At 72.1% G+C, this 21,678-nt stretch carries 15 protein-coding genes and 1 pseudogene; 8 read left to right on the top strand and 8 right to left on the bottom strand.

Annotation, left to right across the window (positions count from 1 at the left end; translation table 11 throughout):
* Positions 1–6: 6 nt before the first annotated feature.
* Positions 7–603 (top strand): TetR family transcriptional regulator, encoded by a 597-nt coding sequence (locus ACFU3E_RS28010; protein ID WP_384163957.1) that lies wholly within the window; start codon positions 7–9, stop codon positions 601–603.
* A gap of 175 nt (positions 604–778) precedes the next feature.
* Positions 779–1,345 carry a DUF4241 domain-containing protein gene (locus ACFU3E_RS28005; RefSeq protein ID WP_384163954.1) on the top strand — a complete coding sequence of 189 codons (567 nt, stop codon included), beginning with the start codon at positions 779–781 and terminating at the stop codon, positions 1,343–1,345.
* A 34-nt stretch (positions 1,346–1,379) separates the two neighbouring features.
* On the opposite strand, the gene ACFU3E_RS28000 is transcribed toward ACFU3E_RS28005, so the two are convergent.
* Both ACFU3E_RS28000 and ACFU3E_RS27995 read right to left on the bottom strand, forming a co-directional pair.
* A complete protein-coding gene (locus tag ACFU3E_RS28000) occupies positions 1,380–1,643 on the bottom strand; it encodes a hypothetical protein (RefSeq protein WP_384163951.1) in 264 nt (87 codons plus the stop codon).
* Positions 1,644–2,293: 650 nt separating this feature from the next.
* A complete protein-coding gene (locus ACFU3E_RS27995) occupies positions 2,294–3,742 on the bottom strand; it encodes an MFS transporter (RefSeq protein ID WP_384163948.1) in 1,449 nt (482 codons plus the stop codon).
* Positions 3,743–3,820: 78 nt separating this feature from the next.
* On the opposite strand from ACFU3E_RS27995, the gene dusB reads away from it, so the two are divergent.
* Positions 3,821–4,954 (top strand): tRNA dihydrouridine synthase DusB, encoded by a 1,134-nt coding sequence (dusB, locus tag ACFU3E_RS27990; RefSeq protein ID WP_384163945.1) that lies wholly within the window; start codon positions 3,821–3,823, stop codon positions 4,952–4,954.
* Here dusB and ACFU3E_RS27985 read toward each other — a convergent pair whose 3' ends face one another.
* Positions 4,955–6,784 carry a sulfatase-like hydrolase/transferase gene (locus ACFU3E_RS27985; protein ID WP_384163942.1) on the bottom strand — a complete coding sequence of 610 codons (1,830 nt, stop codon included), beginning with the start codon at positions 6,782–6,784 and terminating at the stop codon, positions 4,955–4,957.
* A 228-nt stretch (positions 6,785–7,012) separates the two neighbouring features.
* Positions 7,013–8,950: a glycogen debranching N-terminal domain-containing protein gene (locus ACFU3E_RS27980; protein WP_384163939.1), complete on the bottom strand. Its 1,938-nt coding sequence runs from the start codon at positions 8,948–8,950 to the stop codon at positions 7,013–7,015.
* A gap of 167 nt (positions 8,951–9,117) precedes the next feature.
* Between ACFU3E_RS27980 and ACFU3E_RS27975 the strand changes: the two are divergent.
* A pseudogene (locus ACFU3E_RS27975) lies at positions 9,118–9,186 on the top strand (helix-turn-helix domain-containing protein); the annotation flags it as partial.
* 8 nt (positions 9,187–9,194) lie between these two features.
* Here the strand turns inward: ACFU3E_RS27975 and ACFU3E_RS27970 are convergent.
* Positions 9,195–10,670, bottom strand: a complete 1,476-nt coding sequence (locus tag ACFU3E_RS27970; protein ID WP_384163936.1) for a hypothetical protein — start codon at positions 10,668–10,670, stop codon at positions 9,195–9,197.
* 121 nt (positions 10,671–10,791) lie between these two features.
* Here ACFU3E_RS27970 and ACFU3E_RS27965 point away from each other — a divergent pair, with 121 nt between their 5' ends.
* Both ACFU3E_RS27965 and ppdK read left to right on the top strand, forming a co-directional pair.
* Positions 10,792–12,018: an ROK family protein gene (locus ACFU3E_RS27965; protein WP_384163933.1), complete on the top strand. Its 1,227-nt coding sequence runs from the start codon at positions 10,792–10,794 to the stop codon at positions 12,016–12,018.
* A gap of 406 nt (positions 12,019–12,424) precedes the next feature.
* A complete protein-coding gene (gene ppdK / locus ACFU3E_RS27960; RefSeq protein ID WP_384163930.1) occupies positions 12,425–15,172 on the top strand; it encodes a pyruvate, phosphate dikinase in 2,748 nt (915 codons plus the stop codon).
* Positions 15,173–15,478: 306 nt separating this feature from the next.
* On the opposite strand, the gene ACFU3E_RS27955 is transcribed toward ppdK, so the two are convergent.
* The 3 genes from ACFU3E_RS27955 to ACFU3E_RS27945 all read right to left on the bottom strand — a co-directional run bounded on the left by ACFU3E_RS27955 (position 15,479) and on the right by ACFU3E_RS27945 (position 18,539).
* The gene (locus ACFU3E_RS27955; protein ID WP_384163927.1) at positions 15,479–15,997 is read right to left on the bottom strand and encodes an NUDIX hydrolase; all 519 of its coding nucleotides are present in this window, start codon (positions 15,995–15,997) and stop codon (positions 15,479–15,481) included.
* 209 nt (positions 15,998–16,206) lie between these two features.
* Positions 16,207–17,694 (bottom strand): sensor histidine kinase, encoded by a 1,488-nt coding sequence (locus ACFU3E_RS27950; protein ID WP_384163924.1) that lies wholly within the window; start codon positions 17,692–17,694, stop codon positions 16,207–16,209.
* Positions 17,691–18,539, bottom strand: a complete 849-nt coding sequence (locus tag ACFU3E_RS27945; protein ID WP_384163921.1) for a response regulator transcription factor — start codon at positions 18,537–18,539, stop codon at positions 17,691–17,693. Before ACFU3E_RS27945 ends, ACFU3E_RS27950 begins: the two co-directional genes overlap by 4 nt.
* Positions 18,540–18,755: 216 nt before the next feature.
* Between ACFU3E_RS27945 and ACFU3E_RS27940 the strand changes: the two genes are divergently transcribed.
* A complete protein-coding gene (locus tag ACFU3E_RS27940; RefSeq protein ID WP_384163918.1) occupies positions 18,756–19,361 on the top strand; it encodes a carbonic anhydrase in 606 nt (201 codons plus the stop codon).
* 584 nt (positions 19,362–19,945) lie between these two features.
* Positions 19,946–21,625, top strand: a complete 1,680-nt coding sequence (locus tag ACFU3E_RS27935; RefSeq protein ID WP_384163915.1) for a SulP family inorganic anion transporter — start codon at positions 19,946–19,948, stop codon at positions 21,623–21,625.
* Positions 21,626–21,678: the final 53 nt, after the last annotated feature.

Below are 21,678 nucleotides of genomic sequence, written 5' to 3'. Positions count from 1 at the left end.
AGGGGCATGGCACCGACCAGCGAGACTCTGACAGCCGAGCGCATCCTCGAGGCCACCGAGGAGGTGCTGCGCCGCCACGGCCCGGCCAAGGCCACCGTGGTGGACGTGGCGCGTGCGCTCGGCGTCAGCCACGGCAGCGTCTACCGCCACTTCCGGACGAAGGCGGCGCTGCGCGAGGCGGTCACCAAGCGCTGGCTGGACCGCACGTCCCGGCAGCTGTCCGGGATCGTAACCGCGGACGACCGCGTCCCGGAGGCCCGGCTGCGGGACTGGCTCGCCGCGCTGTTCGCCGCGAAGCGCCGCAAGGCGGGCGATGACCCGGAGCTGTTCGCCACCTACATGGTCCTCACCGACGAGAACGGCACAGCGGTCGGCGAGCACATCACCGACCTGGAGACCCAGCTGACCCGCATCATCCAGGCCGGCGTCGAGACCGGCGACTTCGCCGCCACGGACCCGGAGGCATCGGCCCGCGCGGTCTTCCAGGCCACAGGCCGCTTCCACGATCCCTGTTACGCCAGGGAGTGGGAAGAGCCGGGGGCCGAGGGGGACTTCACGGCGGTCGTCGACCTGCTGGTGCAGGGGCTGCGGCGGGCGTCCTAGGGTGCGACGGATGCGCAGATGCATCACGTCGGCCCTGGTCTAGAGTGCGGTCACCGCCACCTACCTGGACGACTTCATGCCTCTCACTCCCTCGGACTTCACTGCCCTGTTTGCCGATCAGTACCGCTGCAACCTCCTGGGGGGCCGACCGGCCACCGTCTCCTTGAGTCGGTCCGTGGACCTGGCACTGCCCACGGGGCAGGTCGTCGTCTGTGACCCCTTCACGGGCCTCGGTCCGTTCGCGCCCCGTCCCTTCACCACCGCAGTCCATCCGGGCAGGTATCCGGTTACTGTGGCGGTGGCGTCTTTCGACAACGGCGGCGAGCCGACTCGAGTGGCGGCTGCCGCCCGGCTGTCCGTCACGGATGCCCCCGTAGCCGGATGGGAACTCGCACTCGTCGATGACCAGGATGTCGCGGACCTCGGTGAGCGCGAACTCTTCGGCTACGAGACGGACCACGGGGACGTGTGTTTCGTGGATGCCTCTGCTGTCTCCGCACTTGCTGATCACGAAGACTGGCTCATCGAGGCGCTGGCCGCCTATGCGGCGGCGGATTTCCGTCTGCCTCCCGTGAGGGCGGTCGGATCGGCCGGAGAGGAGATCGCGGCGTTCACCACGGGCCGTGGCTACGGCTTCTACCCGACGTGGGTCGGCCGTACCGAAAGCGGTGACGTAGCCTCCTTCGTCACCGACTTCCTCGTGCTTGAGGAGCCCAGCACCACCAGCGGTGGGCCATCATGACCCCCCGCGTCAACAACGCTCGTGATCAATACACCTAGGGCGCGCACCCCGTGGTGCCCCGGGGCGTCAGGGGTCCGGGCCGCCCGGTCCCTTTGGCCGCCGTCGGATCCACGGTGGCCTGGTGGGCCTCCGCCAGGTGTTCCTCCGCCTTCAGCCAGGGCAGGAACTGGGCGCTTCTGCGCCAGCCGCAGGTGTCGCATCGGATCGTGCGCTGCACGCCCGTCCGGTGCACCCGCACCACGTGCTCCCGGCCGTGCTGGTCCCACCGGCTTACCTTGCTCGTGTCCATCTGCGTCATGGCGCCTCCCGCGTCGAGAAATCCGGCGTTCCGGTCTGCTCGCAGCAAGGAGTGTTGCAGCAAGACCAACATCAACAGGGTTTCCCCGGAAGCGAGTTATCAGGCCGTGAAACACCTCTGCCGACGGCGCGGGGCGGCCGGAGGCTCAACAGGCCGGTCGGTACGAGGCCGCCGAGCTGCACCGGCAGGGTCGTGACCAGGGCGTCCCCATGCCCACCCCGGGGCCCGGGGACAGGCACCCTGTGCCCAGGGTCGCCACATCGAGGGGCAGCGCCGACCGCTGGGTGGTGATCATCAGCCGGTGCCGGCACGGGTACCGGCACCGGCACGGGCGGGCGGCACTTCGGAGCGGACCACCCGGTGACTGACGGGGAGTTGCAGCACCTGCCCCGAACCGCGACCGTCGAGCCCGGGAGCACTTCGACGAAGCCGACGTGCGGCCAGAACCGCCAGGCCGGAAAGCGCCGTCGGAGCCAGACTCACCCCCTGGAGGACGGCGTCGGCCGTCACCACGCGGGTGCCGTACCGGGCGGCTGGGCGCGGGCCCAGCAGCGAGAGCAACCGTTCCCGGGCCCGAGCCGGGCGAGCAGGTCGTCGACGGTGGTCTGCGTCAGCTCCATGGCGGACAGTGAAGCGCACGGCACCGGCAATCAACGGTCCGCTGCCACCGCCACATCCCGCACCTCTGCCGACTCCAGCCTCTCCGCGACCCGCTCGGCAGTCCCGCGAGCCCACCGCCCGCTCGTCACCGCCCCCAGCGCCAGCACCGCGAACCCGCACACGGTGAGGATCCACCACCCGGGCCGCGCCGCGGACACGAACATCTCCCGGTACGAGGACGAGCCGACACCCGACGCGAGCACCGCCCCCACCACGGCCACCCCGAGCGTCTGCCCGAGTTGCCGGCTCGTGGAGGCGACCGCCGCCGCCACGCCCGCCTGGGCGCGCGGCATGCCGGACACGGCCGTGTTGGTGATGGGCGCGTTGACGAATCCGAAGCCGATGCCGAACAGGACGTAGCCCGCGAAGAGCGTGACGTTCGAGGTCTCGGCCTCGAACGCGGCGAAGAGGGTGCCGCTCGCCGTCATCGCGAAGCCCGCGACGAGCAGGGGCAGGCGCGGGCCGTGCGAGCCCACCAGCCGGCCCGCCAGGGGCGCGCACAGGAACGTCGGGACCGCCATCGGCAGCATCCACAGGCCCGCCTCCAGGGCGGTCAGTCCGCGTACGTTCTGCAGGTACAGCGTCGACAGGAACAGGAAGCCGCCGAGCGCCGCGAACGCGCTGATCGCGATGACCGTCGCCCCGCTGAACGGCGCCGAGCGGAAGAAGCGCAGGTCGATGAGTGGTTCCTTGCGGCGCGGCTCGTAGGCGAGCAGTCCCGCCAGGGCGGCGAGGGCGACGACGGCCGACGGCGCTGTGGAACGCAACGGGGTGCTCGGTGCCTCGATGATCGCGTACGTGAGCGAGCCGAACAGCGCGATCACCAGCACCTGCCCGACGGGGTCGGGGCGGCGAGCCCGAGGTGCGCGGGACTCGGGCACGAAGCGCAGGGTGAGCAGGAGGGCCGCCAGGCCCACCGGCAGGTTGATCCAGAAGATGGAGCGCCAGCCGACGGAGTCGACCAGCAGGCCGCCGACGAGAGGGCCGGCGGCCATCGATATGCCGACGACCGCACCCCAGGCGCCGATCGCCCGGGCCCGCTCGCGCGGGTCCGTGAAGGTGTTGGTGATGATCGACATGGCGACCGGGTTCAGCATGGAGCCGCCCACCGCCTGCACCATCCGGAACGCGACCAGCGCTTCGAGGTTCGGCGCCAGGGAGCACAGCACCGAGCCGAGGGTGAAGACGACCAGCCCCGCCATGAAGACCCGCTTGCGGCCGATCCGGTCGGCCGTGGAGCCCGCGAGCATCAGCAGCGAGGCCAGGACCAGTGTGTACGCGTCGATCGTCCACTGCAGGCCCGACGTACTGGCGTGCAGGTCCCGCTGCATGGACGGCAGGGCCACGTTCAGGACCGTGTTGTCGAGGCTCACGATCAGCAGGCTCATGCAGCAGATCGCGAGCACCAGCATGCGGCGGCGGGGACTGGGCTCGGGCATGGGCGTCATCGTACGCCGATTTCGATAGTGTGGCTAACTAATGAATTTTGCCATCTCATTGCACGGCACAATGGAGGAATGTCCACGCCCCTCCAGATCGGCCCGCACACCGTCCAGCCGCCCGTCGTCCTGGCCCCCATGGCCGGGATCACCAACGCGCCCTTCCGCACCCTGTGCAGGGAGTTCAGCGGCGGCAAGGGCCTGTTCGTCAGCGAGATGATCACCACGAGGGCGCTGGTCGAGCGCAACGAGAAGACCATGCAGCTCATCCACTTCGACGCGAGTGAGCGCCCCCGCTCCATCCAGCTGTACGGCGTGGACCCCGCGACCGTAGGCAAGGCCGTCCGCATGATCGCGGAGGAGGACCTCGCCGACCACATCGACCTGAACTTCGGCTGCCCGGTGCCGAAGGTCACCCGCAAGGGCGGCGGCTCCGCGCTGCCGTACAAGCGGCACCTGCTGCGGGCCATCCTGCGCGAGGCCGTCAGCGGAGCCGGCGAGCTGCCCGTGACGATGAAGATGCGCAAGGGCATCGACGACGACCACATCACCCACCTCGACGCCGGCCGGATCGCCGTCGAGGAGGGCGTCACCGCCATCGCCCTGCACGGCCGCACCGCCGCCCAGCACTACGGCGGCACCGCGGACTGGGAGGCCATCGCCCGGCTGAAGGAGCACGTGCCGGAGATCCCGGTGCTCGGCAACGGCGACATCTGGTCGGCCGAGGACGCCCTGCGGATGGTCCGCGAGACCGGCTGCGACGGAGTGGTCGTGGGCCGCGGCTGCCTCGGGCGGCCGTGGCTGTTCGCCGACCTGGTCGCCGCCTTCGAGGGCCGCACGCGGGACATCGCCCGCCCCGCCCTGCGCGAGGTCGCCGACGTCATGGTCCGGCACGCCACCCTGCTCGGCGAGTGGATCGGGGACGAGGCGCGCGGGGTCATCGACTTCCGCAAGCACGTCGCCTGGTACCTGAAGGGCTTCGCGGTCGGCTCCGAGATGCGCAAGCGCCTCGCGATCACCTCGTCGCTCCAGGAGCTGCGGTCAGGCCTGGACGAGCTCGACCTCGACCAGCCCTGGCCCGCCGGCGCCGACGGCCCCCGGGGCCGTACGTCCGGCAACAACCGGGTGGTGCTGCCGGACGGCTGGCTGAAGGACCCCTACGACTGCGCCGGGGTCGGCGAGGACGCCGAGCTCGACACCTCCGGCGGCTGATCAGCCCGTGGAGGGGTGCGGGGTGGAGCCGTACGCCTTCAGGAAGCGGTCGCGGAAGGAGTCCATCTTCCACACGGGCGCGTCGCGGTCCGGCTTGAGGCCCTGGGTCCAGTTCCAGTCGGCGACCTTGTCCAGGATCTTCGGGTCCTTCGCGACGATCGACACCGGCACGTCCCGGGAGGCACGGTTCCCGCTGACCCGGGCGATGGGCTGGTGGTCGCCGAGGAAGACCAGGACGGTGTCGTCGGTGCCGTAGCGCTCAAGCCACTGGGTGAGGCTGGTGACCGAGTACTGGATGGACTTGCCGTACTCCTCGCGGGACTTGGTGGTGTCCGTGATGACGTCCGACGCCTTGTTGCCGGCCTTCTGGATGGCGTCGAAGACCGAGCCGTCGCCGAGTTCGTCCCAGCCGACCATCTTCGGGAGGGGAGCCCAGGGCTGGTGGCTGGAGGTCAGGATGACGAACGACATCAGCGGCTTGTCCCGCTTCCTTCCGTGCACCTGCCGCTGGAACGCCTCCAGCGCGTACTGGTCGGGCATGGTGGACCAGCTGAACTTCGGCCCCTGGTAGCCCAGGTCGAAGGCGTCGTAGAGCGTGTCGAGGCCGTACCACTTCTCCTCCGGCCAGCCCTTCTGCACGCCCGGCATGACACCGACCGTGTCCCAGGCGCCGGTCTTCTGGAAGGCCTTGGTGAGGGTGAGGTGGTCGCCTGCGCTGACCGTGCGGTAGCGGCGCTGGTTGTCGATCCACAGGCCGGACATGGTCGTGGAGTGGCCGAGCCAGCTGCTGCCGCCGTACGTCGCCGACGTCAGCCAGCCGCTGCGGGCGTGGAAGCCGGCCTTCGCCAGGGCCTCGGTACCGGTGTCGAGGGTCCGGCCGACGCCGGGTGCCATGATCGGGTCCTCGACGGCGCTGCGGCCGTAGCTCTCGATGAACGTGAAGATCACGTCCTTGCCGCGCAGGTCCGGCAGCAGTTCGCCGGGCGGGGTGTTGCCGAAGGTGTCGGCCTTCGACTGCTTCACGAAGGCCGCCTCGTCCCGCAGCGATTCCACCGTCCGCTGCGTGTGCACCCGGAGGGCCCCGGCTCCGCGCTCGGAGGCGATCGGGCCGCCGAACAGCGTCAGGCCCAGCGCGGAGCAGGTGACCCAGACGGTGCCGGCGATCAGGACGCCCTTGGTCGCCCGCACCCGGTGGCGGGCCAGCACATGCGCGAGCCGGATCGTCGCCGCGACCATGACGGCCGCCACGAGCAGCACGAGCAGCACCGCGCCGACGGCGGCGGCGGTCGCGACGCCCCCGCCGAGCGTGTCCTCGACGTACGCCTGGGCGTCGGGCAGCAGGTCCCAGTCGAGCGCGGCGTTGAAGCCCCGGCCCAGGTACTCGTTGAACCCCATGTCGAGGAGGTTCACCGTGGTCAGGGCGGTCAGGCCGAGCCCGTACAGCACCGCCGCCACCAGCCGGGGCCGACGCGGCAGTGCCAGCACGACGACGGCCCCGATGACCGCCTCGGCCGGGATCCTGGCGAAGCCGGCCGCTGTCAGGGCCGGGAGGGTGTTGGGGAGGAGCAGGGCGCCGAGGACCAGGGCGGCGGCGAGGGCGGTCGTGGCCAGGTGGAGGGTGCGGGCGGCCCGGGGGTGGCGGGTGCGCCAGGTGCGCAGGAGGGTGAGGCGGTGCCCCAGGGCGGCTCGTGAGGTGGCCGGGGTTGGAGTGTCCGCCGCTGTCGCCTCTCCCTCGCCCTCCTCCCTCTCCCCGACCTCTGTCCCGGCCTCGGCCTCGGGTACGCCGTCGCCCGGCTGTGGCGACGCGCTGAAGCGTGTGAAGACAGGCACCCGGAGGTCCTTCCCGTTCGAAGCCCGGTGAGGTGGCGGACCCGCGTGGGGGTGCGGGTCCGCCACCGTTCCGTACGGGACGTCCCTCAGGTGCGTTCAGCCCGCCGGGCCGGCGCTCGGCAAACACCCGGCAAACGCTGGGGCCCGTCGCTCGGGTCAGGTCGCAGACGAGATGCCGCCGCTTCCCTGCGGCCTGACCCGGACGACAGGCCCTGGGCCAACCGGCCCTCAGACCACGCCGACCGCTGTGAGCAGAGCCAACGGGGCGGACGCGGAACGGGATTCACGCACGCACGCGTGCGGGTACGGCACCGGCTCCGGGTGGGTGTCGCGGCCGTAGCCCGCGAGGACCTCCGGGAGCCGGTGGCCGGTCGCGCCCGCCGCGTCGACCAGGCCGTGGGCGACCGCGCGGGCCTCGTCGTGCAGCCCGTAGCGGGCCAGGCCCAGTGCGATCAGTGCGTTGTCGTGCGGCCAGACCGAGCCGCGGTGGTAGGAGAGCGGGTGGTACGCCGGCTGCCCGGCGGCCAGGGTGCGGACGCCCCAGCCGGAGAAGAAGTCAGGTTCGAGGAGCCGCCGGCCGACGAGTTCGCCGTACTCCTTGTCCAGCAGCCCCGACCACAGCAGGTGCCCGGCGTCGGAGGCCAGCGCGTCGACCTGCTCGCCCCGGCCGTCGAGAGCGAGCGCCGGGAAGGAGTGCTCCGGCATCCAGAAGTCCCGCTGGAAACGGTCCCGCAGGTCACCGGCCGCCTGTTCCAGCAGGTGCGCGTACGTGGTGTCCTGCCACACCGTGCGGGCGAGGCCCGCCGTGCGGCGCAGGGCGTCGTAGGCGTAGCCCTGGGCGCCCGCGGCCGTGACGGGACCGTGGGGGCGGGTGCCTTCGGCGGAGCAGATGGCGCCGGGGGAGTCCTTCCAGTTCTGGTTGGCGAGGCCGCCCTGGTCGGCGCGGTAGACGAGGTAGCCGCGCGAGGTGAGGCCGCCGTGGTCGAGCATCCAGGTGATGGCGGCCCGGGCGTGCGGTTCGAGGCGGCGGGCCAGTCCGGTGTCGCCGGTGTGCTCGGTGTACGCGCCGAGCAGGACGAGGAACAGCGGGGTGGCGTCGACCGAGCCGTAGTAGCGGCCGTAGGGGACCTGGCCGAAGTGAGCCAGTTCGCCGTGCCGCACCTCGTGCACGATCTTGCCGGGCTGGGCGATCTCGTCGGCGCGGGTCCCGGTGGCCTGGGTCGCGGCGAGCGCGGGCAGGGTGGCGGCGGCCAGCCGCGGCCGGTAGGGCAGGGCGAACAGCGAGGTCAGCAGGGCGTCGCGGCCCAGAAGCGTCAGGAACCAGGGGGCGCCGGCGGCCGGGACGCGCAGCTCCTCGCCGTCCGGGCCGGTCGCCGGGACCTGGAGGGCGGCGAGGTCGGTGAGCCCCCGGGTGCAGGCCGCGGCCAGCTCGGGCCAGCCGGCCGGGAAGGCCACGCCCTGGACGAACTCGCCTTTGCGGGCGCGCAGTTGTTCCTGTGCGGCGGTGGGGGAGCGGGGCACGCGCAGGGCGCGCCGGTCGCCGTGCGGGCGGGCCATGACCCGCAGGGTCAGCTCGGTGGTGCCGTGCGGTTCGAGGTCCAGGGTCCAGGCCAGGCGGCGGGCGCCGGTGCCGGTCTCCTCCACTGCGTCCGGCCGGGGGTCGGCCGTCACGGTCGTGACGGAACGCCATTCGCCGCGCCGGTAGCTGAACTCCACGCCGTGGCTCAGCACATGACGGGAGCGGACGGCGCCGGCCTTGGTGTAGGTGCGGTGGTCGGAGCGCAGCTCGAACTGGTCGGTGAAGTCGGCGTCGGCGGTGACCGCGAGGTGGACCGTCGTCGGCACCGGGCGGTTGCTGGTGACGCGCAGCGTCTCCACGAACGAGGAGTCTCCGACGGCCTGTTCGCGGAAGAGCGTGTACGCGGGCGGTTCGTCGCGGCCGCCGCGCGGCACGAGCACACAGCGCGCGGTGTCCCCGTCGGCCACCGGTGTCAGCGTGTCGGGCACCGCTCCGTCGACGGTGAGCTGCCACCGGCTCAGATGCCGGGCGTCCCGTACGAACATGCCGTCCGGGGCGCTGCCGCCCCGGTAGCCGCTGATGTCGCCTCGGTCGCCGACGGCGGCGAACGTCCGTCCGTGCACGAGCAGATGATGCCGGTCCGTCATCGGCTCTCTCCTTCGTGGATACCCCGGCCTTCAGGCCGGGGAGGAAACGAAGCTCCTGCGGAGCAGGGCAGGGGAAGCCGGTTCGCCACCAGGACGGACCGGCATGTACCGTCCACCGGTCGATGCCCTTCGCTCACACGGGAGCTGATGGAATGTGAGGCAAGGCTCGGCAGGTCAAGCGGGCTTTCAAGTACCGCTTTCACCCCACGGACGAACAGGCAGTTGAGCTGTCGCGTGGAGGAAGTCAACCTCGCTCCCCTCCCTTGAGCGTGATCGCGTCCATGACGCCGTTCCTGTCGCCTGCGGGCCTGTCGTGCAGCAGGTCGAGCGTGAGCGCGGCGGTCCAGCCGAAGCCGGTGACGCCGCAGGCCTGTGCCGTGTACGGGTCGACGTACTCCGCGAAGCCTGAGGCGCCGGCGGTGTGCAGCATGCCCTTGCGCAGGGCGTCGGCCCGGCCGCGCTCGCCGTGCAGCCGCAGCCCGCGCTCCAGCAGCCAGTTGGTGTTGAACCAGGCCGGGCCGCGCCAGTAGCGGTGCGGGTCGAAGGCCTCGCCGAGCAGGTCGTAGCTCGGGACCAGGCGGGTCGTGCCGCCGAGGCCGAAGTGCGGGCCGCACATCGTGCGGACCAAGGTGGCCGCGAGGTCGGAAGGCAGGGCCGGCAGCAGCAGGGGGACGAGGCCGGAGACACCGCGCTCGGGGATCAGCTCCCCGGCGCGCACGTCCCGGCACAGGAACATCCCCGCCGCCGGGGCCCACAGCCGCTCCACCAGGGCCGCCGTCAGGCGCTCGGCGCGGACCAGCGGTGCGGAGCCGGCCGCGCCCAGCTCGTGGGCGATTCGGGCCAGGGCGTACTCGGAGGCGACGAGCAGGGCGTTGAACGCCGGGTCCTCCACGGCGAATCCGCCCGCCCCTGTCCCGCCGCCACTCTCGACCGTGGCCCTGGGGGCCGTCCCTTCGTCGGAGCTGTCGGCGTATCCGCGGTCCCGGTAGTCGGCCGCCAGCCGCACGTACCGGCCGTAGTCCAGGTCCGTCGGCCGGTCCTCGGGGGCGCCGTGGTCGAGGTCGGCGCGGCGGAAGGAGCGTGCCGGGGCCGGGGTGACCCGGGACAACGGGCGGTCCCAGCAGGGGCTGTTGTCCATACCCTGTTCCCAGGGGTGCACGACGGACACCAGTCCGCCCCCGCCGAGGTCGCGGCGGTGCAGGAGGTAGCCGTGCCAGGCGGCCAGCCGGGGGTACGCCCGGGCGAGGAAGCCGCGCGCCCTGGACAGACCCGGGTCGGCGAGATGCACCAGCCACGCGGCCAGCGCGTGGACCGGTGGCTGCACGATCCCGGAGGTCTGTACGGTGCGCGGGGCGCCCGCGGCGCGCCCCGCGGTCGAGGAGCGCCAGAAGTCGGGGCTCGGGAAGTACGCGTCGAGCGGGACGGAGGGGTTGAAGACGATGTGCGGGATCCGCCCGTCCGCCCACTGGGCGGCCAGCAGCGTCTCCAGTTCCGTCTGGGCCCGTAACGGCGACACGTGCCTCAGGCCGATCGCGATGAACGCCGAGTCCCACGACCACTGGTGCGGATACAGACCGCGCGAGGGCACGGTGGACGTGCCCGTCCAGCCGGCCTCCAGCACGGCGGCTGCCCTGACGTGCAGGGGTGGCGCGGCACTGGACGGATCGTATGCAACGGTTCGTCCCGTGGGACGAAGGGGGCGTTGTGCGGTGCGGTCCACTCGGGGCTCTCCGAAAAGACGTCCGGTCGGCCGGTTCGGCCGCGGCTACCGTGGGGTTACGTCTATTTAACACGCAAAACCCACTATGTAAGGCAAGGTTGGGAAACACAAGGGGGTGTGCATGACCGGACAGCCCGGGAGAACCGGACGAGGCACGGGCCAGGCGAGCGCCGGCGATCTGCTCGAACTGGTGCGCAGCCGCCGCGCCGTGACCCGGGGCGCGCTGCAGCAGGTGACCGGACTGTCCCGGGCGACCGTCGGGCAGCGGCTGGACCGGCTCTTCCGCGCGGGCTGGCTGCGCGAGGGCGCCGGAGGGCCGGTGGACTCCCCGCTGGGCGGGCGGCCCTCCATCACCCTGGAGTTCGACGACGAGCACGCGGTGGTCCTGGCCGCCGACCTCGACACCCGGCACGCGCGGGCGGCCGTGCTGTCGCTGAGCGGCGAGATCCTCGCCGAGCACTCCGGCATCCTCGTCGTCGAGGACGGACCGGATGCCGTGCTCGGCGAACTCGGCCGCTGGTTCGCCGAGTTGCTGGAGAAGGCCGGGCCCGGGGCCGAGGCGGTCTGCGGGGTCGGACTCGCGGTGCCCGGCCCGGTCGACACCGAGACCGGCCGCGTCGTCCAGCCGCCGATCATGCCCGGCTGGGACGGCTTCGACATAAGGGGCCGGCTGGCCCGGGCGCTCAGCGAGCACGCGGGTGCCGCCGGGGTGCCCGTGCTGGTGGACAACGACGCCAACCTCATGGCCTACGGCGAACAGCGCACCGGCTACCCCGGCTGCTCCGCCTTCGTGCTGGTCAAGGTCTCCACCGGCATCGGCGCCGGGGTCGTGGTGGACGGCTCGGTGTTCCGGGGCGTCGACGGCGGCGCCGGCGACATCGGGCACATCCGCGTGCCCGAGGGCGCCGGGGCGCTGTGCCGGTGCGGTGCGTACGGCTGTCTGGCCGCCGTCGCGAGCGGTGGCGCTGTGGCGCGGCGGCTGGCGGAGACCGGCGTGCCGGCGGCCTCCGGCTCGGACGTCCGGGATCTGCTGGCGTCCGGGCACCCCGAGGCGGTCGGACTCGCCCGGGAGGCGGGGCGCCGGGTCGGGGACGTCCTCGCGACCGTCGTGACCCTGCTCAACCCCGGCGTGCTGATGATCGCCGGGGATCTGGCCGGAACTCCCTTCCTGACGGGCGTGCGCGAACTGCTGTACCAGCGGGCGCTGCCCCGCTCCACCGCCCACCTGGAGGTGGTGACCGCACGGCTGGGTGAGCGGGCCGCGCTGGTGGGAGCCGGTGCGATGGTCGTGGAGCACCTCTACGCGCCCGAGCGGGTCGAGGAGCGGCTGCGCGCGCTCGGGGTGTGACGGCCGGGTTTCGGTCCTGGGACGCGTCCGCATGGTGAAATCCCGGCGGCTGTGGCAGCGTGATTCTCGCCACCCCTGATAAGGGTTGCGCTCAGATGAGCGGATCGTGAGCGACTGCACTTCTCCAAAGGGTGGCACTGAGTGCCACCCTTTGATCGTTCATCGAGCGAAATCAAATGTGCGGAAACCCCGCTCACATGAGCGCTCGGAGAGGCTTGAGAGGGTTCTTGCGTTCAAGAAGTGAAAACATGTGCCCGTGATCGCTTGCCGAGCCTTGACTTTCGATCCGCTGGCGGACGAGTGGTTACAGGCGTATGACGCGCGAGTAGACGTACCCAGAAGCCTTTGATCTGGGTATGTTCCTCGCCGTCAGGGCAGCCACCGCGTCCTCGAGGAGTCGAGACCCGTGTCGGAAAACAAAGATCTCCCGGTAGCCGAGTCGGCCGCGAGCGTTGAGGGCGTGAAGTTCGTCTACGACTTCACCGAGGGCAACAAGGACCTCAAGGACCTCCTCGGCGGCAAGGGCGCGAACCTCGCCGAGATGACGAACCTCGGCCTTCCGGTGCCGCCCGGCTTCACGATCACCACCGAGGCCTGCAAGACCTACCTGGACAGCGGCGAGGAGCCGGCGGCACTGCGTGACGAGGTGAGTGCGCACCTCGACGCGCTGGAGGCCCGCATGGGCAAGAAGCTCGGCCAGGCCGACGACCCGCTGCTGGTGTCGGTGCGCTCGGGCGCCAAGTTCTCCATGCCCGGCATGATGGACACCGTCCTCAACATCGGCCTCTCCGACAAGTCGGTGCAGGGCCTGGCCAAGCAGGCCGGCGACGACCGGTTCGCGTGGGACTCCTACCGCCGCCTCATCCAGATGTTCGGCAAGACCGTCCTGGGCGTCGACGGCGAGTTGTTCGAGGACGCGCTGGAGGCGGCCAAGGCGGCCAAGAAGGTCACGGTCGACACCGAGCTGGAGGCCGCCGACCTCAAGAAGCTCGTCACCAAGTTCAAGAAGATCGTCAAGACCGAGGCCGGCCGGGACTTCCCGCAGGACCCGCGCGAGCAGATGGACCTCGCCATCCACGCCGTCTTCGACTCCTGGAACACCGACCGGGCCAAGCTCTACCGCCGTCAGGAGCGCATCCCGCACGACCTGGGCACGGCCGTCAACGTCTGCTCCATGGTCTTCGGCAACCTCGGCCCCGACTCCGGTACCGGCGTCGCCTTCACCCGCGACCCCGCCAGCGGCCACCAGGGCGTCTACGGCGACTACCTGCAGAACGCGCAGGGCGAGGACGTCGTCGCGGGCATCCGCAACACCGTGCCGCTCGCCGAGCTGGAGCAGATCGACAAGAAGTCGTACGACCAGCTCATGCAGATCATGGAGACCCTGGAGAACCACTACAGGGATCTCTGCGACATCGAGTTCACCATCGAGCGCGGTGTGCTGTGGATGCTCCAGACCCGCGTCGGCAAGCGCACCGCGGGCGCGGCCTTCCGCATCGCCACCCAGCTCGTGGACCAGGGCCTGATCGACGAGGCCGAGGCCCTCACCCGCGTCAACGGCGCCCAGCTCGCCCAGCTGATGTTCCCGCGCTTCGACGAGGACTCGAAGGTCGAGACGGTCGGCCGGGGCATCGCGGCCTCCCCGGGCGCGGCCGTCGGCAAGGCTGTCTTCGACTCCTACACCGCCGTCAAGTGGTCGCGTTCGGGCGAGAAGGTCATCCTCATCCGCCGCGAGACCAACCCCGACGACCTGGACGGCATGATCGCCGCCGAGGGCATCCTCACCTCGCGCGGCGGCAAGACCTCCCACGCGGCCGTGGTCGCGCGCGGCATGGGCAAGACCTGTGTCTGCGGCGCCGAGGAGCTCGAGGTCGACACCAAGCGCCGCCGGATGACCGTCCCGGGCGGGCACGTCGTCGAGGAGGGCGACGTCGTCTCCATCGACGGCTCCTCCGGCAAGGTCTACCTAGGTGAGGTACCGGTCGTGCCCTCCCCGGTCGTAGAGTACTTCGAGGGCCGCATGCACCCCGGCGCCGACGACGCCGACGAGCTCGTCGAGGCCGTCCACCGGATGATGGCCTTCGCCGACCGCAAGCGCCGCCTGCGGGTGCGGGCCAACGCCGACAACGCCGAGGACGCGCTGCGCGCCCGCCGCTTCGGCGCCCAGGGCATCGGCCTGTGCCGCACCGAGCACATGTTCCTCGGAGACCGGCGCGAGCTGGTGGAGCGGCTGATCCTGGCCGACACGGACACCGAGCGCGAGGAGTCCCTCAAGCAGCTGCTTCCGCTCCAGAAGCAGGACTTCGTCCAGCTCTTCGAGTCGATGGACGGCCTCCCGGTCACCGTCCGCCTGCTGGACCCGCCGCTGCACGAGTTCCTCCCGGACATCACCGAGCTGTCCGTCCGCGTGGCCCTCGCCGAGTCCCGCCAGGAGCCGCACGAGAACGAACTGCGCCTCCTCCAGGCCGTGCACCGGCTGCACGAGCAGAACCCGATGCTGGGCCTGCGTGGGGTGCGCCTCGGCCTGGTCATCCCCGGCCTGTTCACCATGCAGGTCCGGGCGATCGCCGAGGCCGCGGCCGAGCGCAAGGCCGCCAAGGGCGACCCGCGTGCCGAGATCATGATCCCGCTCGTCGGCACGGTCCAGGAGCTGGAGATCGTGCGCGAGGAGGCCGACCAGGTCATCGCGGAGGTCGAGGCGGCGTCGGGCGCGCAGCTGAAGCTGTCCATCGGCACGATGATCGAGCTGCCGCGGGCCGCGCTCACCGCCGGTCAGATCGCCGAGGCCGCGCAGTTCTTCTCCTTCGGCACGAACGACCTGACCCAGACGGTGTGGGGCTTCTCCCGGGACGACGTGGAGGCGAGCTTCTTCACGGCGTACCTGGAGAAGGGCATCTTCGGGGTCTCCCCGTTCGAGACGATCGACAAGGACGGCGTCGGTTCCCTCGTGAAGCTGGCCGCCAAGGCCGGCCGCGAGACCCGGCCGGACCTCAAGCTCGGCGTCTGCGGCGAGCACGGCGGCGACCCGGAGTCGGTCCACTTCTTCCACGAGGTCGGACTCGACTACGTCTCCTGCTCCCCGTTCCGCATCCCGGTGGCCCGCCTGGAAGCGGGCCGGGCGGCGGTCCAGTCCCAGGGCAGCGACCACCGCTAGCCCGGGCCACGGAACCCGGAGCCGCCGACGGTCCCCGACCCTCACCGATCGCGGCGGCTCCGGAGCTCGGAAGAGGAGCGGGGGCGGCACCTTTGTGCGGAGGTGCCGCCCCCGCTCTTCCGGCGTGCCGCGGGCGCGTGGCGCGGTACACGGGCGCCTGACGGACCTTCACGGGCGCACGAGCGTCGGCCTACCCGTTCGGGTCGAGGAGGGCCGGGCCCGCTGCGGCAGGGCCGATGTGCGCGGAAGCACGTATGCGGACCGGGGTGCGGGAGGTGGACCTGCTGTCCGCGGCCCGAGGCGCGGTCACAGGGGCCTTCCCTCGCGCAGGCACACGACGGTGCCGGTGAGGGCGGCGGTGTGCAGGGCCGTGAGGGTGGGCAACCGGGTCGTCAGCGCGGTGGATCCGAGCTCCTCCAGGGCGAACAGACCGTCGTCGTCGTGCTCCGCGCTGCGCCGCACGGACAGGGCGGCCGGGAGCCGGCCGCCGTAGTAGTAGAAGTCGATCACCGGGCCCGTGTCCTTCACGTCGGCCCGGTGGTCGTACCCGATGAGCCGGGGCGGGCCGTCGAGCACGATGCCGGTCTCCTCGGACACCTCCCGGCACGCGGCACCGACGGGGTCCTCGCCGTGGTCGAGCATCCCGCCCGGCAGCCCCCAGAGCCCCGCACCGGGCTGGCCCCCGGCGTAGCGCAGCAGCAGGATCCGGTCCTCGGCGTCGAGCAGCAGGACGCAGGACGCGACGATGGTCTGCGGCAACGTCCTGACCCACTCGGCCCGAGGCAGCACGAGCGGTACGTCGGTGGCGGGCACGGTCGTGTCCAAGGTGATGTCCCTTCCGTCGGCGGAACAGCCCGGAACGAGCTGCCCCACCGGAGGAACGGCCGGACCCGCCGATGGTCACCGGCGGGTCCGGGTCGCGTGGAGTCGCACCGGGCGGTCAGGCCCGCAACGGACCCCGCAGTGCGCCGCCGGTGTCCTACGCCGGTCAGCGCCGGCCCTGCGGGCGGACGACGCGGCGTCGCGGACACCCGCTACGCCGGCAGCGCCGGTGCCTCCCGTCTGGGCCTTCTCGGGCGGTCGCCGCCCGGGCCGGAGCCACCCTCGCCCGGCGGCAGCGCGGACGGCAGCCGGATCACCACGTCCAGGCCGCCCGTCGCCGCCGCGTGCAGGGCCGCCTCGCCGCCGCTGGCATGGGCGAGGCGCTGCACCAGGGCGAGACCGAGTCCCGTACCGCCCTTGGGGGCGCCCGGGGCGCGCCAGAAGCGGTCGAAGGCGCGGGCCCGCTGCTCCTCCGTCATGCCCGGGCCCTCGTCGGTGACGTGCAGGTCGACCCGGCGTGGCCGGCTGTCGCGCAACGCCCGCCGGGCCGGAACGTGCAGCCGCAGCTCGATCGTGACGGTGCTGCCCGCCGGGGACGCCCGCAGGGCGTTGGACAGCAGGTTGTCCATGATCTGCTCGACGGCCCCCGGCACCGCGAGCACCGGGCCCACGCTCCCCGCGAAGAGCACGAGGAAGACGTCCTCCCGGGCGAACAGGGGCTGCCAGGTCCGGTGCCGCTCCGCACAGACCGCGCCCAGGTCGACGGGGGCGGGGATGGCCGCGTGCTCCTCCAGCCGGGCCATGGCCAGCAGGTGCTCGACCATCCGGGCCAGCCGGTCCGTCTCCGTGACGGCCGCGGTGAGGCTGCCCCGGGCCCGGGCGGCGATGTCGGGCTCCAGGTTCTCCAGGCGCAGCCGCAGCGCCGCCAGTGGTGTCTTGAGCTGGTGCGAGGCCTCGCCCGCGAACGCCCGCTGGGACGCCAGCAGATGGGCGAGCCGGGCGGCGGTGTGGTTGAACGCGGCGGCCAGACTGCGTACTTCCGGCGGGCCCTTCGTGATCGTCACCGGCGCGAACCGGCCGCCGTCGGCCAAGTCGTGTGTGGCCTGCTCCAGTTCACGGATGGGACGGCCCGCCCAGCGGGCGAAGGCGAAACCGACCACGGCGACCGCCGTCAGCACGGCCAGTCCGCCCAGCGCCAGCAGCAGCCACACGTGGTGGACCCGCTCGTGCACCGTCCGGGTCGGCACCGTCAGCCACACCGCACCCGTCGGCCGCGCCTCCTGGCCGACCGGCGCGGCCACCGACAGGTACTCGACCCCGCCGATCGTGGAGGTCCGGACGTCCACCGTCGATGTGCCCCGCAGCGCGGCCGCGATGCCCGGCCGGGCGGCCAGGCCGCCGGACACCTCGGCATCCACCGGGTGCGAGGTGGCGAGCGGCGCGCCCGAGGCGCCGACGATCACCACTCTCCCGCCGATGCGCCGCGCACAGTGGGCCACCCGCGCGGGCAGGTCCTGCTCGGCCCGCCCCGCCGCGAGGGACAGCGCGGCGTACGCGGAGACCGACTCGGCCTCGTCCTTCGCCGCGTTGACGACCCGCTCCCGCTCACCGCGCGAGTACACGAAGCCCAGCGGTACCTCCAGGCAGAGCAGTACCAGCGCCGCGAGGCTGAGGTAGCTGAGCAGCAGCCGACGGGTCACGGAGAGGACACCTGCGCGGTCGGCCCCGGGTGCACCGCCAGCCGGAAACCGACGCCCCGCAGCGTCCTGATCCACGCCGGGTGCCCCAGCTTGCGGCGCAGCGCGGCCACATGGACGTCCAGGGTCTTGGTCGGGCCGTCGTAGTGCGGGTCCCAGACGCGGTCGAGGATCTGCTGCCGCGAGTAGACCGCGCCCGGGTCCTCGCTGAGCAGCGCCAGCAGGTCGAACTCCTTGGGCGTGAGCAGGACGGGGGCGTCGCCGACCCAGACCTGGCGGGTACGGCGGTCCACGACGAGCGGGCCCGGGTCGTGCGGAGGGTCGGGGGCGGAGTCGTAGGAGGTGGCCGCGGGGGGTTCGTAGGAGAGGGCCGGGGCCGGTTCCCGGGCGGGGGCCGCAGCCGGTTCGCAGGCGGGGGCCGCAGCCGGTTCGTACGGCGGCGGCTCCGGGCTGCTGCGGGCGCCCGGGGTCTCGGGAAAGGCCTGGTGGGTGCGTTGGGTGCGGCGGGTCACCGCGCGGACCCGGGCGACCAGTTCCCGCACGCTGAAAGGTTTCGCCAGATAGTCGTCGGCGCCCAGCTCCAGACCCAGCACGCGGTCGGCCTCCTCGCCGCGCGCACTGAGGATGACGATGGGCACGTCCGAGACCTGCCGGATTCCGCGGCAGACGTCGATGCCGTCCATGTCCGGCAGCCCCAGGTCGAGCAGGACGACATCGTTGTACGGGCCTCTCAGGCCGTCCGTCCCGGTGGCGACGTGGTCGACCGTCAGCCCGAAGTGGCCGAGCCCTTCGGTGAGCGGCTCGGCGATCGTCTCGTCGTCTTCGATGAGCAGCACTCGTAGGCCCATACGTCCTGTCTCTCCGTGAAGCCGGCATGAATCCGGGCAGTGTGAATTCGCATTCCCTGCCACGGAGTTCACACGCTACAAGAAGACGCTGCATCTGGGAATCAGTCAAAGAATGTGCAATTGCTGTCCGGGCTCTGGGGTTTGCTTAACCTTCCTCTGTAGGTAGGCGGTCTACGGTGGAGTGAACAGGAGGAACTCCCAGCTCAGGAGAGTGCGTTGAAGGCTTTACTGGACCGAGCCCGTACGTTCAGGACGCGCGTCGATTTCGACAGCGGCGAATACCGGAAACTGGCTGAAGGGCAATACCCGGAGGCGCTGTTCATTACCTGCTCGGACTCGCGGGTCATACCCACGATGATCACGGGCGCGCGGCCCGGAGAGATATTCGAGCTGCGGAACGCGGGCAATATCGTGCCGCCCTACGGACGGCCCGGGGCCTGTGGCGAGGCGGCCACCATCGAGTACGCACTGGAGGTGCTCGGGGTTCAGGACATCGTGGTGTGCGGTCACTCACACTGCGGTGCGATGGGTGCGCTGAAGTCCGGTGACGACCTGTCGGCACTGCCCGGCGTGGACGCCTGGCTCCGCATCGCCCGCCCGGAGCTGACCTCCGTCCTGCAGACCGCGCCGGACGACCCGTCCCTGCCGGAGGTGTCCCAGGGCAATGTCGTCAACCAGCTGGCCGCGCTGCGGAGTTATCCCGTCGTGCGGCAACGCCTCGACTCGGGTCGGCTCCGGCTGCACGGCTGGTACTACGAGGTCGACACCGGCTTCGTGTACGAACTCGGCGACGACGGCGACTTCCGGGTGCACGTCGCGTGAGCGGGGCGCATGCGCGGGGGAGGACGCGGGGCGGCCCGGCGGGCGGGCGGCCGGGCGGAGCGGCGCGGGGCACGGGCGCCCGGCGGTCGGCCCGCTCGGCGGGGGGCGCGGCGGACAGGGGGGCGGCTGCCGACTCCGCGGGAGGCGGGGCGGACTGGGGGACGGCCGATGCCGCGTGGAGCGGTGCGGACGGGGGGCCGGCAGGGCCCGCGGACGGGGCCGCGGGCTGGGAGTGGGCCGAACCGGTGGGGGACACGGGGGACACGGGGGGCTGGCGGGATGGAGATCCGGCGGGTGGCGGTGCGAGGGGCGGGCCGTGGCCGGGAGAGGGCGCGGCGTGGCCGGCCGGTGCTGCGAGAGACGCGGGAGCCTGGGCGGCGGGTGATGGGTCGCGGGGTGTGCCGGGTGATCCCGGGGGAGGCGCGGCCGGTGGGTCGGGTGACCGGGGGACCGGTGGGCCGGCAGGAGACCTGCCGGGGGATTCCGGTGGCCGGTCGTGGGGCCGTTCAGGGGGGCGTGCGGCCCCCGGACCAGGAGGGGGCCCTGCGGCCGGCGCCGCCCTGGGCGGGCTGATCCGCGGAGCGATGACCAGGGCCAAGGGCGTCGGCGGCACGGGGGGCGCCAAGGGGGACCTCGCCACCGACGTCACCGCCTCCCTCGTCGTCTTCCTCGTCGCCCTGCCGCTGTGCATCGGTGTCGCCGTCGCCTCCGGCGTTCCCGCCGAACTCGGGATCATCTCCGGGGTGATCGGCGGTCTGGTCGTGGGCGCGGTCCGGGGCAGCACGCTCCAGGTCAGCGGTCCGGCCGCCGGGCTCGCCGCGCTGGTGGCGGAGACCGTCGCCGAGGTCGGCGTGGCCATGCTGGGCGTGATCGTGCTGTTCGCCGGCATCCTCCAGATCATCCTGGGACTCGTACGGCTCGGCCGGATGTTCCAGGCCATCTCGGTCGCCGTCGTCCAGGGCATGCTCGCCGGCATCGGCGTGCCGCTGATGTTCAGTCAGGCCTACCCGATGGCCGACGCCAAGGCCCCCGGCACCGCGCTCGAGAACATGGCCGGGATCCCCGGTCTGCTGGCCGGCGTCCTGACCGACCCGCAGGCGATGATCGCCACCCTGCTCGGCGCCGTCACGATCGTTCTCAGCTTCGTCTGGAGGAAGGTGCCCGGGCCGGCCGGGAAGATCCCCGCCGCCCTGGTCGCCGTGGGCATCGGCATGGTCGTCGCCGCGCTTCCCGGTGTGAACGTGAAGACGCTCCAGGTCGGCGATCTGCTCGACTCCGTGCAGGTGCCGGGCGCGGAGCAGTTCGCCGGACTCGCCGACGGGACGATCATCACCGCCATCCTGACCTTCACGGTCATCGCGTCCGCGGAGAGCCTGTTCACGGCCGCCGCCGTGGACCGTATGCACAGCGGCCCGCGCACCCGCTACAACACCGAGTTGATCGCCCAGGGCGCGGGCAACACCGTCGCGGGCATCCTCGGCGCGCTCCCCATCACCGCGGTCGTGGCACGTAGTTCCGCCAACGTCCAGGCCGGGGCCAAGACCCGGCTCTCCCGCACTCTGCACGGCCTGTGGCTGCTGCTGTTCGCGCTGCTGCTGCCGCAGGTCCTCGCTCTGATCCCGATCTCCGTGCTGGCCGGCGTTCTGGTGCACAGCGGCTGGAAGCTGTTCGGACCCGCCGAGTTCCCCACGATGTGGCGGCAGGACAGGGGCGAGTTCGCGGTGATGACGCTGACCATGCTGGTCATCGTGGCGACCGCGCTGCTGGAGGGCGTGCTGTTCGGCCTCGCCGCGGGGATCGTGCTGGCCGCGCTGCGCATGTCGCAGACCGTGATCCGCCAGCACGTCGAGCAGGACACGGCCAAGGTCGTCATGGCGGGCAACGCCACGTTTCTGCGGCTGCCGAAGGTGATCGACGCGCTGGAGGCGGCCGCCGCGTCCGGGAAGCCGAGGATCCATCTCGACCTGACCGGCGTGGCCCACCTGGACCACGCCTGCCGCAACCAGGTCGAGGAGTTCACCGCCCAGCAGCGGGGACTGGGGCTGCGGGTGGAACTGCGGATGCCCGGGGAGGCGAAGCCGGCCGGATCCGCCACGCCCGCCTCCGAGACCCAGGCGACGACGCCCCTGCCCAGGCGCCCGGTCACCACCACCCCGCGGGAGGCCGCGGAACCCCCGCCCTGGCCCACCGCGGACGCCGAGTGGTTCTACCTCGACACGCGGCCCGTCCCGGAGGAGCACTCGCGTTCACCCCTCGTGGGCTGACCCGCGGCCCCGGAACATGCCGCGGTGGCGTGCACGCCCGAGCAGGCGTGCAC

The organism is Streptomyces sp. NPDC057424 (assembly GCF_042803315.1).
Classification (GTDB): domain Bacteria; phylum Actinomycetota; class Actinomycetes; order Streptomycetales; family Streptomycetaceae; genus Streptomyces.
The sequence above is the reverse complement of the archived record's forward strand: the minus strand, read 5'-3'. Positions and strand labels throughout refer to the sequence as shown.